General features: G+C 65.6%; 11 protein-coding genes and 1 tRNA gene. 7 read left to right on the top strand and 5 right to left on the bottom strand.

The features are described 5' to 3' along the window. Positions 1-27 precede the first annotated feature (27 nt). Positions 28-471 (bottom strand): SRPBCC family protein, encoded by a 444-nt coding sequence (locus GUV69_RS16175; RefSeq protein WP_164204257.1) that lies wholly within the window; start codon positions 469-471, stop codon positions 28-30. Between the two features lie 254 nt (positions 472-725). On the opposite strand from GUV69_RS16175, the gene GUV69_RS16170 reads away from it, so the two are divergent. Then, a tRNA-Gly gene (locus tag GUV69_RS16170) sits at positions 726-799 on the top strand. A gap of 23 nt (positions 800-822) precedes the next feature. Here GUV69_RS16170 and GUV69_RS16165 read toward each other — a convergent pair. Continuing rightward, entirely contained in the window at positions 823-1,200 is a 378-nt protein-coding gene (locus GUV69_RS16165; protein WP_164204255.1) for a hypothetical protein, read from the bottom strand. A gap of 207 nt (positions 1,201-1,407) precedes the next feature. Here GUV69_RS16165 and GUV69_RS16160 point away from each other — a divergent pair, with 207 nt between their 5' ends. Together GUV69_RS16160 and GUV69_RS16155 are read left to right on the top strand one after the other, a co-directional pair. Continuing rightward, positions 1,408-2,553, top strand: a complete 1,146-nt coding sequence (locus tag GUV69_RS16160) for a N(5)-(carboxyethyl)ornithine synthase (RefSeq protein WP_164204253.1) — start codon at positions 1,408-1,410, stop codon at positions 2,551-2,553. A gap of 16 nt (positions 2,554-2,569) precedes the next feature. Next, complete coding sequence (locus GUV69_RS16155) at positions 2,570-3,451, top strand: SDR family oxidoreductase (protein ID WP_164204251.1); 882 nt, start codon at positions 2,570-2,572, stop codon at positions 3,449-3,451. Positions 3,452-3,524: 73 nt separating this feature from the next. On the opposite strand, the gene GUV69_RS16150 is transcribed toward GUV69_RS16155, so the two are convergent. Beyond that, positions 3,525-4,916 (bottom strand): MFS transporter, encoded by a 1,392-nt coding sequence (locus tag GUV69_RS16150; protein ID WP_164204249.1) that lies wholly within the window; start codon positions 4,914-4,916, stop codon positions 3,525-3,527. 158 nt (positions 4,917-5,074) lie between these two features. Between GUV69_RS16150 and GUV69_RS16145 the strand changes: the two genes are divergently transcribed. Both GUV69_RS16145 and GUV69_RS16140 read left to right on the top strand, forming a co-directional pair. Next, positions 5,075-5,929 (top strand): LysR family transcriptional regulator, encoded by an 855-nt coding sequence (locus GUV69_RS16145; protein WP_164204247.1) that lies wholly within the window; start codon positions 5,075-5,077, stop codon positions 5,927-5,929. A 145-nt stretch (positions 5,930-6,074) separates the two neighbouring features. Next, on the top strand, positions 6,075-6,389 hold the full coding sequence (locus GUV69_RS16140; protein ID WP_164204245.1) for a hypothetical protein: 315 nt from the start codon (positions 6,075-6,077) through the stop codon (positions 6,387-6,389). Between the two features lie 112 nt (positions 6,390-6,501). Here GUV69_RS16140 and GUV69_RS16135 read toward each other — a convergent pair whose 3' ends face one another. Next, the gene (locus GUV69_RS16135; protein ID WP_164204243.1) at positions 6,502-9,981 is read right to left on the bottom strand and encodes a bifunctional proline dehydrogenase/L-glutamate gamma-semialdehyde dehydrogenase; all 3,480 of its coding nucleotides are present in this window, start codon (positions 9,979-9,981) and stop codon (positions 6,502-6,504) included. 270 nt (positions 9,982-10,251) lie between these two features. After that, positions 10,252-11,715: an amino acid permease gene (locus GUV69_RS16130; RefSeq protein WP_164204241.1), complete on the bottom strand. Its 1,464-nt coding sequence runs from the start codon at positions 11,713-11,715 to the stop codon at positions 10,252-10,254. A gap of 156 nt (positions 11,716-11,871) precedes the next feature. Here GUV69_RS16130 and GUV69_RS16125 point away from each other — a divergent pair, with 156 nt between their 5' ends. Continuing rightward, positions 11,872-12,786, top strand: a complete 915-nt coding sequence (locus GUV69_RS16125) for a LysR substrate-binding domain-containing protein (RefSeq protein WP_164204239.1) — start codon at positions 11,872-11,874, stop codon at positions 12,784-12,786. A 52-nt stretch (positions 12,787-12,838) separates the two neighbouring features. Further along, positions 12,839-13,264 (top strand): aspartate 1-decarboxylase, encoded by a 426-nt coding sequence (gene panD, locus GUV69_RS16120; RefSeq protein ID WP_191080222.1) that lies wholly within the window; start codon positions 12,839-12,841, stop codon positions 13,262-13,264. The last annotated feature ends 13 nt before the right edge of the window (positions 13,265-13,277 follow it).

The raw sequence follows: 13,277 nt of genomic DNA, 5'->3' as shown, positions 1-13,277 counted from the left end.
GTGCCCGAAGCCGGAGAAAGCGGGAGACTAGGCGGCTGAGCGGACTGCAAGCACGTCCTTGAGGCGCTCCAGCTGGACCACCTCAGCCTTCATGGCCCGCTGGATGCCTGTGTTCATCAGGCCGAGGAGGCCCTTGGGCTGGTAGTCGAGGGCGAACCGCACTCGGGTTCCTGCCGGTTCAGTGCTCAGGTAATACCCGCCGGAGGGTCGCGTCTGCCCGGCGATGGTCTGGAAGCGGATTTCTGCACCGGGCCTGGCCTCGGTGATTTCGAAGTCGGCCGCAACCGTGAGCCCGGCCCGGCCCGCCACGGTCTGGCGATACACCGCACCCTTGGTCTGTGCAGGGCCGGATGCCAGGCTGATGCTCCGGATGCCGGTGCGCCACTGCGGCAGGTTCATGCCGTCGATCAGGAAGCTGTACACGTCCATGGCGTCACGCGGAATGAGTACCTCGTGTTCTGCAAATGCCATGGGAAAGATCCTTTGGGTAGCGTCGGGCCAGCGGCGATAGCCCGCCCCACCCCCATGACACTGCAGCTAACGGGTTCACAGTAGCCAGTGGTTTTGGCCCGCACGCGGCAACGGGCGGGGCCGTTATTGAAGAGTTACTGGATGACGCCGCGCGGCAGGATGTGAGGCAGACACGGTCCGCCCCTCGGGCACCGTTGCCGGCTCAGGGACGCAACTGCGCTAAGCTAAGTTCTGCCCCGCGCACACGGGGCCACGCGGCTGTAGCTCAATGGTAGAGCGCTAGCTTCCCAAGCTTGATACGCGGGTTCGATTCCCGTCAGCCGCTCCAATGACAGGCAGATTCAGCCGTCTTCAGACGTTCTTCGCCTTCCTGACCGCACGCTCCACAGCCTTCTTCAGCGCCGCCAACCGGGCCGCCTCCTGCTTCCGGTAGGCACCCTCCTTGGCCGCGGAAAACATCCGGCCCAGCCCCTTTGGGGTGTACTGCGCGGTGACAGTCAGCCGCGTGCTGTCCGCAACCGGGTACACCACGCACGTGCACGTCATCGTCTCAGCGCGGGTCTCATGGGTCTCGGTCCAGGAGCGGTCCTGCACCTCGTCCTGGACGTGCACGGAAACCCCCTCCTGCCCGGGAACGGCGGCGCGCGCCTCACCGTCCACGCAAAACGCGTAGACCTCCTGCCGTCCACAGGGGATAAGGACGGTACTTTCGATCGTGATGGATCCCATGGTGCTGTTCCCGTAATTCCGCAGGGTCTGCCCGGCGCAGAGCCCAGAGCGTCATTTTCACACCGGCAACGCCACGGCACAATTACCGACGCGCCCCTCGCCTCCGGGCAGGGCCCGCCACTGCGCAGATTGCGCAACCGGCGCGTTAGGTCCCCACGTGTATCGTCAGAAGTCAGGAACCTCTTCGGTTCCGCTACAGGAGCAATCATGGCTGACAAGCTGACCCTGGGCGTACTGGCATCAACCCGGAAACCGGACGAACGCCGCCTCCCCATCCATCCCCTGCACTTCGAACGCATCGCCCCGGAACTGCGCCGGCACATCATCCTGGAGCAGGGCTACGGCGAACGCTTCGGCGTCTCGGATGACCACCTCTCCACCCTCGTCGGCAGAGTGGACACCAAGGAAGCGCTGCTGGCGGAGGCCGACGTCGTGCTCCTGCCCAAACCGCAGCCGGAAGACCTTGCCGAACTGCGCGACGGCCAGGTCCTCTGGGGCTGGCCGCACTGCGTCCAGGACCGCGCCATCACCCAGCTCGCCATCGACAAAAAGCTCACCCTCGTTGCCTTTGAGGCCATGAATCACTGGGCGAGCGACGGCGGTTTCGGCCTGCACGTGTTCCACAAGAACAACGAACTCGCCGGGTACTGTTCGGTGCTGCATGCCCTCTCGCTGACGGGCTCAACCGGTGACTACGGGCGCCGCCTCAGTGCCGTGGTGATCGGTTTCGGTGCCACTGCCCGCGGTGCTGTGACCGCGCTGAACGCGCACGGCATCCATGACGTCCAGGTGCTGACCAACCGCGGAGTCGCCGCGGTGGGCGCACCCATCCACTCGGTCAACATCGTGCAGTTTGATCACGACGACGAGGCCCCCTTCCTGAGCCAGGTCATCGCCGAACGGGGCCGGGTTCCGCTCGCGCCGTTCCTGGCCGAAAGCGACATTGTGGTCAACTGCACGCTGCAGGATCCGAACAATCCGCTGACGTACCTGCGGACCGAGGACCTGGCGGCGTTCGCTCCGGGCAGCCTGATCGTGGACGTTTCGTGCGATGAGGGCATGGGCTTCAGCTGGGCGCGCTCCACCACGTTCGCCGAGCCCATGTTCACCATCGGCGACCACATCAACTACTACGCCGTGGACCATAGCCCGTCCTACCTCTGGAATTCGGCTACCTGGGAGATCAGCCAGGCGCTCCTGCCCTTCCTGGAGGCGGTCATCAGCGGACCCGATGCCTGGGACGGAAACGAGACCATTGCCAGGGCCATCGAAATCCGCGAAGGTGTAGTCCTGAACAAGGACGTGCTGGAGTTCCAGCAGCGCCAGGCCGAGTACCCGCACCTGCCTGCTTAGCCGAAAGGGTCCGGCCGTGATTCTGCTGGCAGGCGGTACCGGGACCCTCGGCGGCGTCCTGGTCCACACCCTGCGGGACGCCAACATGCCGTTCCGGGTCCTCACCCGGAGCAGCCACCGCGCCGCGTCACTCAAAGTGGCCGGACTCGACGTTGCCATTGGGGATGTCGCGAACCCTGCGGACCTGACCCGCGCGCTCAGCGGCTGCACCGCCGTCGTGTCCGCCATCAGTGGCTTCGGCCCGCAATCCGGAAGCACGCCCTCGGCCGTGGACCGCGACGCCAGCATCAACCTGATGGAGTCCGCCGAGCGGGCCGGCGTCAGGCAGTTTGTCCATTTCTCCATGCACGGGGCGTCGCCGTCCCACCCCCTGGAAGTGGCGCGGATGAAATACGCGGCGGAGCAACGGCTCATGGCCGGGAGACTGGACTGGACCGTCATCCGGCCCACCACCATCCTGGAAACGTACACGGCGATCATGGGTGATTCGCTGCGCAAAAGCGGGGTTGCCGTGGTCTTCGGACGCGGGGACAACCCGGTCAATTTCGTCAGTGCCCTGGACCTGGCCGGCGCAGTGGTGCTCGCCCTTCGAGGCGGCCTGGGAAACCAGGCGGTGGACGTCGGCGGGCCGGACAACATGCCGCTGAACGAACTTGCAGCCCTCCTCATCGAACGCAACGGCCGCGGGCGGGCCGTCCATATTCCGCTGCCGCTGCTCCGGGCCGCCGCGGCAGGGGCACGGCTGGTGGCACCGTCCTGGGGCCGGGTCCTGGGTGGAGCCGTCCATCTGGGCGCCGCCGACATGACCTTCGACGCGGCCCCCGAACGGATCAGGCTGCCCGGCGTCCCGTTCACCCCGGTCCGCGAGGCGCTGGCCGTTCCGGACCGGCCCGCCTAGGTTTCCGCATCCGCGGATGGTCCGGTCGGCGGAGAGGCCAGGCCAGGGAGAGCCAGGCCAGGCCAGGGAGCGGCTAGGCCGGGGCTACCCGGCTGACAATCCGCACCGGATGGCGCCGGTCCTTCAGGTCCAGCCGGAGCTTCAGCGCACCTTTCCGGGCAAGCACGACGCCGACAGTCACCGCCGCGAGCGCCGGAACGCCGCCGGACACCAGCAGCGCAACGTGAGGATCAACGTGCTCTGCAATCCAGCCGAGCATGGGCCCGCCGATGGCCTGCCCGCCGATCAGCACCATGATGTACAGGCTCATCACGCGTCCGCGGATCCCCATGTTCGAACTGATCTGGACCAGCTGGTTGGAGCCGGTCAGGAACATCAGGCACCAGAACCCGGACAGCACCATGACCGCTCCGAACCAGATCATGGACGGCGCCAGCGCGGCCAGGCACAGCATCAGGCCGTACATTCCGGCGCAGAACACCACGGAGCGCAGCCGCAGCTGCCGCCGGCGGGTTGACGCGACGGCGCCGGCGAGGGCGCCGAGCGCCACCAGCGCGTTGAGCAGTCCGTAGCCGCCTGCACCGACGTCGAACACGTGGTCCGCGAAAGCAGCGAGCAGCACCGGAAGGCTCATGGCGAACACGGCGATGAACCCGGCCATCAGCCACGGCCAGTAAATGGTGGGCTTGCTCAGTGCGTACCTCAGTCCTTCGCGCAGCATGCCCTTCTTCTTCGGAGCCGGCGCACTGATGAACAGCTGGTCCTTCCGCAGGAGTAGCAGCATGGTCACGGTGGAGCAGCACGCCAGGGCGTTGGCGGCGAAGGCCCAGCCGGCGCCCACGGCGGTGAGCAGCAGACCGGCAAGCGCCGGGCCGATCAGCCCGCCCAGCTGGAACGTGGTGGAGTTGACGCTGATCGCATTGCGCAGGTACGCGGGGCCAACAAGTTCGTTGACAAAGACCTGGCGGGCGGGCTGGTCCAGCACTGTAACCAGTCCCAGCGCGAGCGCGATGACGTACACGTGCCACACCTGGATGGCGCCGGTCAGGGACAGCGCAGCGAGGGCTGCGGCGAGGATACCGGCCATGCCCTGGCACAGCATCAGGATCTTCCGCTTGGCGAACCTGTCGGCCATCATGCCGCCCCACGGCCCCAGAAAGAGCGACGGCATGAACTGCAGCGCGACGGTGATGCCCACTGCCGTGACAGAGCCGGATAGTTCCAGCACCAGCCAGTCCTGCGCGATCCGCTGCATCCACAGGGCCACCACGGCCACGAAGTGGCCGATGGCGAAGATGCGGAAGTTGGGGACCTTCAGCGAGATAAAGGTCTGCCGCCAGGGAAGATGTTCGCTGACGACGCCGACGGGCTGGGTCTGGGGGGAAGCGGAGGTCGCAGAGACTGCGCTGGCGGAATCGATGACGGGCTGGCTGACGGTTGCCGACGTTGGCGGTGGGGGTGCCACGGATGTGTCCTCAAGGAAGCGGTGGTTGGGATGCTCCCACGCTAGGCTGGCACACAGTGATTATGTAGACCTATTGGGCCTATAACTAGTATTACAAAGCATAATGACACCGGTTCCGGACCTGCGAAGACAGGCAAGCCGGGCCACAGGAGGCCACCTTGTTCGAACCTGCCCAGCTCCGCTCCTTCCTTGCCGTGGCCGAGACCCTGAGCTTCACCAAGGCTGCCGAGCGGCTGGGTCTTGCCCAGCCAACGGTCAGCCAGCACGTCCGGAAGCTGGAGACTGCCGCGAAACGCATCCTGGTCACCCGGGATACCCGCGATGTCCGCCTGACCGATAACGGCGACGCCATGGCCGGCTTCGCCCGAAGCATCCTGTCGGCCCACGATGCCGCCACCCGATACTTCTCCGGCTCGGCCATGCGCGGGCGGCTGCGTTTCGGCACGGCCGATGACCTGGCCATCACCGGGCTCCCGCGGATCCTGCGCGAGTTCCGGCAGGTCTACCCCCAGATCAACCTTGAACTGACAGTGGGCCAGAGTGATCAGCTGTACAAGAAGCTCAACGCCGGCCAGCTGGACCTCGTTTTTGTGAAATGGGTGGCGGGGGTCAAGGACGGCACGGTGGTCCAGCACGACACGTTCTCCTGGGTGGGGCTGGAACAAACGGTCCTCACGCCCGGGGAAACCGTGCCGCTGATTGCCTACCCCTCCCCCAGCCTCAGCCGGAAGCTGGCCATTGACGCGCTCGAATCCCGCGGGCGCACCTGGCGGATCACCTGCACCACCCGCCAGATCAGCGGCGTACTGGCGGCACTTCGGGCCGGCATCGGCGTTGCCGTGATGCCAACATCACTGGTCCCGGACGACCTGAAGATCATCACGCGCACCTTTGACCTGCCGCCTGTTGGCGACGTCGATTTCACCCTGATCCGCAACCCGCTGGCCAACGCCGAGGTGATCGATGCCCTGACGCAGGCCATTGTAGGCCGGACGCTCAAGAAGTCCGCCTGACCACACCCGTGTTTCCTAAAAACTATTGAGAAAAAACCCGGCCTCCTTTATGCTGGATTCCTCCATGGGGTCAAGCAGTGGCCGGTTCAACACTACGAGTGCGCCCCGCGGCCCATGGGGCGGCCGTACTCGGGATAGGCAGCCAATGACGACAGCCGAGAACACCCATTCACACACCGCATTTGCTCCCCGACATAGCACCGTGCGCCCGCTGGTCACACACCACTCCAGTTACGGCACCGGCATCACCCACGCCGCAGAGTACGTAGGCAAGCCCACGTGCGACAAATGCGGCACGGACGAATTTATCTACCTTGAGTCATATGTCCCGCCGGTTTACCGGCGTGACGGGGCGGTCAGGACACTGGGTGAAGTCGCCTACACCTGCACCCGTTGCGAAGATTTCTCCGCCCACAGCGTTCCGACGTCGTGGACTCCCCCGGGCTGGTACCTGGGCTAACTTCCAACGGTCTCAGCCCGCGGCATAAAACGCGGCCAACCAACAACAACGAAAGTCCCGGCAGCCACCACGTGGCTGCCGGGACTTTCCCTTTGTGGTGCGTAGCGGAGTCCTAGATCAGGGAATCCGAAAGGTGGTTCGGCGTGCCGAACCGGTGGGCGGTGATGCTGATGGCCTGCTCATGCAGGAACGGCAGCAGCTCCACGCGGCCTGCTTCAGTGACGGGGTGGGCGTAGACCGCCACGTCGGGGCGCCCGTCGGTGGCCTCCGCGAGTGCGGTGGCATCGCCGCCGATCAGGCGGATCCGCGCGCCGGACAGTTTGCCCGCCTTGGCGAGCCGCGACGCCGATGCCAGCCACTCGGCGTCGGACTCCACCGTGACGGTGATGTCCAGGCCGGTGAGCACGGAGCGCAGCTGTGCGGGGAGTTCGACGGCGGTGGACACGGTGAGTGCCGAACCTGCCTGGACGCCGGCGGCGACGGTCCGCGCCAGGTGCACCAGCGGGGCGCCTTCGGAGAGGCGGATGGTGACGGGCAGCGGCCGGTACCGGAAGATGTTCCGCTCGGCGGTCAGGCCGGACACGTCCTTGGCCGTGCCGAATTCGTCGGCCCACGCCTGCGCGTCCGAGGCCAGGGCACGCTGCAGGTATCCGAGTTCACCGGGCTGCAGGGCTCCTGCGGCCGCGGCTGAGATCCGGCGGACGCCCGCGTTGGTGATCGGGGCGTCGGCGGTGCCGGCCTTGCTGGTCCAGTCGCCGAGGCCGGCCAGGTAGTTGGGTCCGCCTGCCTTGGTGCCGGCGCCCACTGCGGACTTCTTCCAGCCGCCGAAGGGCTGGCGCTGCACGATGGCTCCGGTGATGCCGCGGTTCACGTACAGGTTGCCGGCCTGGATCGAGTCCAGCCAGGTGCCGAGCTCGTCCGGGTTCAGCGAGTGCAGGCCGGCCGTGAGGCCGTACTCGATCTGGTTCTGGATGGCGATGGCCTCTTCGAGGGTTTCGGCGGTCATCACGCCGAGGACCGGTCCGAAGAATTCGGTGAGGTGGAAGTAGGACCCGCGGCGGACGCCGTAGCGGACGCCCGGGCTCCAGAGCCGGCCGGTCTCATCGAGCTTGCGCGGTTCCACGGCCCAGGATTCCCCTTCGCCCAGGGTGGTCAGGGCATTGAGGAGCTTGCCGCTCGCGGGCTCGATGATGGGGCCCATCTGGCTGGTGGGATCCTGCGGGTAGCCGACCTTCAGTGAGGTCACAGCGTCAACCAGCTGGTTGTGGAACCGACGTGACTTGGCGACTGAGCCCACCAGGATCACCAGTGAGGCGGCGGAGCACTTCTGCCCGGCGTGGCCGAAGGCGGAGTAGGCCACGTCCTTGGCGGCGAGGTCCAGGTCCGCACTGGGTGTGACGATGATGGCGTTCTTGCCGCTGGTTTCGGCCAGGAGCGGCAGGTCCTTGCGGAAGGACCGGAACAGTTCTGCGGTTTCGTAGCCGCCGGTGAGGATCACGCGGTCCACGGCCGGGTGGGAGATCAGCTGCTGGCCGAGTTCACGCTCACCCAGCTGCACCATGGTGAGCACGTCCTTCGGCACGCCGGCCTCCCAGAGGGCCTCGATCATGACGGCGCCGCTGCGGCGGGCCTGCTTGGCGGGTTTAATCACGACGGCGGAGCCGGCGGCGAGTGCCGCAAGGGTGGACCCTGCCGGGATGGCCACCGGGAAGTTCCAGGGCGGGGTCACCACGGTGAGCTTGGCCGGGACGAACGTGGCGCCGTCGACCTTTTCCAGCTTCCGGGCGGACTCGGCGTAGTAGTGGGCAAAGTCCACTGCTTCGCTGACCTCGGGATCACCCTGGTCGATGGTCTTCCCGGTTTCGCTGGCCATCACCTCGAGGAGGTCGGCGCGGCGGGCTTCGAGGACGTCGCCGGCGCGGTGCAGGATCTCGGCCCGCTCGTCGCCGGACAGTGCGCCCCAGGCCTTGCCCTTCTCAACGGCGGTGCCGATGACCCGGTTCAGGGTGTCGGCCTCCGTGATGGTGGCGGCCTCCACGGCGGCGTTTCCCAGGGTGGAGGACGGGACGCGCTGCAGGATGGCCCGGCCCCAGTCACGGTTGGCCGGCAGCGACGGGTCGGTGTCCGGGGTGTCCTTGAACGAGTCGTGCGGCAGGGGCTCCGGCGGGAGGCTGCGGTTCTGCTGCCTGTTGGGCGGGGGGACGGCGTCGTCGAGCTTGTCCAGGGAAGCGAGGAAGCGCTGCTTCTCGCGCTCGAACAGCGATTCGTTCTCGCTGAGTTCGAACACGGCGGACATGAAGTTGTCCTGGCTGGCGCCCTCTTCGAGACGGCGGATCAGGTAGGCGATGGCGACGTCGAACTCGGCCGGGTGCACCACGGGGGTGTAGAGCAGGAGCGAGCCGACGTCCTTCTTGACTGCTTCAGCCTGGCCCTGCGCCATGCCCAGCAGCATCTCGAACTCGATGCCCGCTTCGATGCCTCTCTTCTTGGCCAGGAGCCACGCGAAGGCGATATCAAAGAGGTTGTGGCCGGCCACGCCGATGCGGATGTTGTTGATCCGGTCCGGATGCAGGGCGTAGTTGATGACGCGCTTGTAGTTGGTGTCCGAGTCCTGCTTGGTGTGCCACGTGGCCAGCGGCCAGTCGTGAAGGGAGGCTTCCACCTGTTCCATTGGCAGGTTGGCACCCTTGACCACGCGGACCTTGATGGCGGCGCCGCCGTTGGCACGGCGCTCCGCGGCCCAGTCCTGGAGGCGGATCATGGCAGCGAGCGCGTCCGGGAGGTACGCCTGGAGCACGATGCCGGCCTCGAGGTTCTTGAACCCGGGCTTGTCCAGGATCCGGGTGAACACCGCGATGGTCATGTCCAGGTCCTTGTATTCCTCCATGTCCAGGTTGATGAACTTGGCCTTGTTGCCTCCGTGCGCGAAGGAGGCTGCGCGCTCGAACAGCGGGGTGAGCTTCTCCACGACGTGCTCCACGGCTTCGTCGAAGGCCCAGGCGGAGTGCGGGGCCACCGTGGAGGAAACCTTGATGGAGACGTAGTCAACGTCCGGGCGGGCCAGCAGAGTGTGCGTGCCTTCAAGCCGGCGGGAGGCCTCGTGCTCGCCCAGGACAGCCTCGCCGAGGAGGTTGACGTTGAGCTTGATGCCGTCCTTGCGGATCTTGGCGATGGCCGGGCCCAGCTTGGCGTCGGTGGCATCCACGATCAGGTGACCCACCATCTCACGGAGCACGCGGCGGGCGATCGGGATGACAACCTGAGGCAGGACCGGTGCCATGGTGCCGCCGAGGGCTACGGCGCTGCGCATGTACCAGGGCAGGAAGGCCGGGACCTTGGGGGCGAGGGCGGCAAGGTTGCGGGCGGCGACGTTCAGGTCCTCGGGGCGGACCACGCCGTCGACGAATCCCACCGTGAAGTCCAGGCCGTTCGGGTCCTTCAGCACACCGGCGAGCTGCTCGGCCGACGCGTCAACAGGAACTTTCGAAGCCTCGGTGAGCCAGCGGCGTACCAAAGTGATGGTTTCCGCCGCGAGGGCACGGGCTTCCGGGACGTCGGTTCGCCCGGAGATTTCCGTTGCAGTGTGAGTCATGATCGCTCGTTCTTTCCGTGGTGTGAGGGGCTCTTATCCATCAGTATGAGCTTCCAATCACTTAAGATAAAGCGATGTTTTCTAAGGAATACAGGTTGGAAATCCCAATGCTTTGTCCCCCACCCATCCCCGGACGCTCTCTCACTTAACGCAGGAAAAATGGAAACGCTCTCTCACTTTCCTGAAGAAAGTGAGAGAGCGTTTCAGGAAAACCCACATTAAGTGAGAGAGCGTCGCAGAGGGTTGGGTAGGGGGTTGGGGGATGCGCGGTCAGGCGAGGGGGCGGTGCATCTCCACGGCCTCCTCGTGGCGCGGGCTGTTCGGGTTCATCAGCGAGTGCTTCTTGCCGTAGAAGAAGTAGATGGCGAGCCCCACAACCAGCCACACACCAAACCGCAGCCAGGTTTCCCAGTGCAGCTGCAGCATCAGGAATCCTGATGCCAGGACACCGAAGGCCGGAATAACAGGCATAAACGGCAGGCGGAAGGTGCGCGGGGCGTCCGGCTTCTTGTAGCGGAACACGATCACGGCGAAACAGACAACAACGAACGCGGCAAGGATGCCGATGTTCGTGAGGTCCGCAACAGCCTTGATGGGGAACACACCGGCCAGCAGGGCCGAAGCGACGCCGGCAATCCAGGTGACCCGCTGCGGGGTGCCGTGCCGGTCGGTCTTGGCGAACCAGCCAGGCAGGAGGCCGTCGCGGCTCATGGAGAACCAGACGCGGGTGACGCCCAGGAGGAACGTCAGCATCACGGTGAGGATGGACAGCACAGCGAAGACGGAAATGATGGTGGCAATGACAGGCAGGCCTACCCCGGTGAAGGCGGACGCGAAGCCTGCCGTGGGGTTGATGTCCTTGTAGTTCTGCATGCCGGTCAGCACCAGCGTGGCGGCAACGTAGAGCAGCATGGCGATGATCAGGGACAGGATGATGGCCTTCGGCATGTGCTTCTTGCCGTCCGTCGCCTCTTCCGCTGCGGTACTCATGGCGTCGTAGCCGAACACTGCGAAGAAGACGGTGGCAGCGCCGGCCAGGACGGGTCCGAACCCACTGGGCATGAAGGGGTTGTAGTTGTTGGTGTCGATGTAGAAAATACCCAGACCGATGATGAACAGGATCAGGATGACCTTGACGGCAACGGCCACCAGTTCGAACCGGCCAAAGGCCTTGGTCCCGCGTGAGAGGATCCAGGTCACGATCAGGCAGACGACGATCGCGGGGATGTTGACGATGCCGCCCTTGCCCTCATCCGGCGTCGAGGTCATCCAGACCGGCATGTGGACGCCGATGCCCGAAAGGAACGCGTCGAAGTAGCCCGAGATGCCGATGGCCACCACGGCCACAATCGCAATGTATTCGAGCAGCAGGTCCCAGCCGATGAACCAGCCGATCACCTCGCCCAGCGCCACGTAGCCATACGTATAGGCAGAACCCGCGCGGGGAATCATGCCTGCAAACTCGGCGTAGGACAGGGCGGCCGCCGCGGACGCCAGGCCTGCGATCAGGAAGGAGAACAGCACTGCGGGGCCAACACCTGGTTCGGATTCGCTGCCGTGGGCCACCAGCCCGGCGAGGGAAAAGATTCCGACGCCGATGATGCCGCCGACGCCGATGGCCGTCAGCTGCCAGAGTCCGAGGGATTTGAACAGGCCGCTGTGTTTGTTTTCTTCTTCGATATCGTCGATGGGCTTGCGCCGCATGATCGACTGGGACATATCTCTAGTGCTCATGAGGAACTCCTGCGTGGGGGTGCGGCCCCATCGCGGCGCCTGTCAAAACCGGCTGTGACGGGGGTAACTCAGGTACACCAGTATGCAAGTGCAATTGCATTAGATAAAGTGACTACTTCTAACCAATATTCATTAGATTCGTCAAGGAATGTGGCCATGCTCGATGTCCGGCGCCTCAGACTGCTCCGTGAACTGAAGATCCGGGGGACGCTGGCGGAGGTGGCGGAGGCACTGCAGTACAGCCCGTCGTCGGTATCGCAGCAACTCGCACTGCTCGAAAAAGAGGTGGGCGTGGAGCTGCTCCGGAAGACCGGGCGCAGGGTTCAGCTGACACCGCAGGCCGAAGTGCTGGTGGCGCATACGGCCCAGCTTCTCGAGACCCTGGAACAGGCCGAGGCGGACCTGGCGGCGTCGCTGACCACGGTCACCGGAACGGTGCGGATCGCCGTCTTCCAGTCCGCGGCCCTTGCCCTCATGCCGGGAACCCTCACGCGCATGCGGAAGGCCTACCCCGAGGTGCGGATCGAGATGACCCAGCGTGAACCGGAAACCGCGCTGCACGAAACATGGGCCCGCGACTTCGACCTGGTGATTGCCGAACAATATCCGGGCCACGCCGCCCCGCGCTACCCGGAACTGGACCGGGTCAAACTGACCACCGACGCCATCCGGCTCGCCGTTCCGCCAGCGTCCGACGGCGGTCCCGCCGTCCGTGCGCTCGAGGACACCGCGACGCTCCCGTGGGTCATGGAGCCCCGCGGTGCGGCCTCCAGGCATTGGGCAGAGCAGGCCTGCCGGAGCGCCGGGTTCGAGCCCGATGTAAGGTTCGAAACGGCTGACCTGCAGGCCCAGATCAGGCTGATTGAGTCCGGCAATGCCGTGGCCCTGATGCCTGACCTGGTCTGGACCGGCCGCGACACCACCGCCCGGCTGCTGGAGCTGCCCGGCAATCCGCACCGCACCGTGTTCACCTCGGTGCGCCGCTCCAGCGCGCAGCGGCCCGCCATCCTGGCTGCCCGCGAGACGCTTGCCGCGACGGCCGCGTCCATAGCAACCGCGGGGACGTCATAGTGTTCAGTGCGTCACAGCGCGATTCCGGGGCCGACGCTAGACTGGGCTGGTTATGAATCGCACAATGTTCAAGTCCAAAATCCACCGGGCCACCGTCACGCACGCTGACCTTCACTACGTAGGTTCGGTCACTGTTGACCTGGACCTCCTCGAGGCTGCCGACATTCTTCCCGGCGAGCTCGTGGCAATCGTGGACGTGACCAACGGTGCGCGACTGGAAACGTACACCATCGCCGGCGAGCGCGGCTCGGGCGTGATCGGCATCAACGGAGCCGCCGCGCACCTGATGCACGAGAACGACATCGTCATCCTGATCACGTACGCCCAGATGACCACCGAAGAGGCCGCGGCCTACGACCCGAAGGTTGTCCACGTGGATAAGGACAACAAGATTGTCCAGATCGGCAACGATCCGGCGGAGGGCCACACACCGGGCCTGATGCGCCCGCCGTTCGCACTCAATAACGCCACCGTCTAGCCGGAGCGTGAAT

Source organism: [Micrococcus luteus] ATCC 49442, assembly GCF_010367585.1.
Lineage (GTDB): Bacteria > Actinomycetota > Actinomycetes > Actinomycetales > Micrococcaceae > Arthrobacter > Arthrobacter luteus_A.
The sequence above is the reverse complement of the archived record's forward strand: the minus strand, read 5'-3'. Positions and strand labels throughout refer to the sequence as shown.

Excerpts from the sequence above, each read along its gene's own strand:
- GUV69_RS16135 (WP_164204243.1), bottom strand. The coding sequence starts at position 9,981 with ATGACTCACACTGCAACGGAAATCTCCGGGCGAACCGACGTCCCGGAA.
- GUV69_RS16175 (WP_164204257.1), bottom strand. The coding sequence starts at position 471 with ATGGCATTTGCAGAACACGAGGTACTCATTCCGCGTGACGCCATGGAC.
- GUV69_RS16160 (WP_164204253.1), top strand. The coding sequence starts at position 1,408 with ATGGCTGACAAGCTGACCCTGGGCGTACTGGCATCAACCCGGAAACCG.
- GUV69_RS16140 (WP_164204245.1), top strand. The coding sequence starts at position 6,075 with ATGACGACAGCCGAGAACACCCATTCACACACCGCATTTGCTCCCCGA.
- GUV69_RS16130 (WP_164204241.1), bottom strand. The coding sequence starts at position 11,715 with ATGAGCACTAGAGATATGTCCCAGTCGATCATGCGGCGCAAGCCCATC.
- GUV69_RS16125 (WP_164204239.1), top strand. The coding sequence starts at position 11,872 with ATGCTCGATGTCCGGCGCCTCAGACTGCTCCGTGAACTGAAGATCCGG.
- panD (WP_191080222.1), top strand. The coding sequence starts at position 12,839 with ATGAATCGCACAATGTTCAAGTCCAAAATCCACCGGGCCACCGTCACG.
- GUV69_RS16165 (WP_164204255.1), bottom strand. The coding sequence starts at position 1,200 with ATGGGATCCATCACGATCGAAAGTACCGTCCTTATCCCCTGTGGACGG.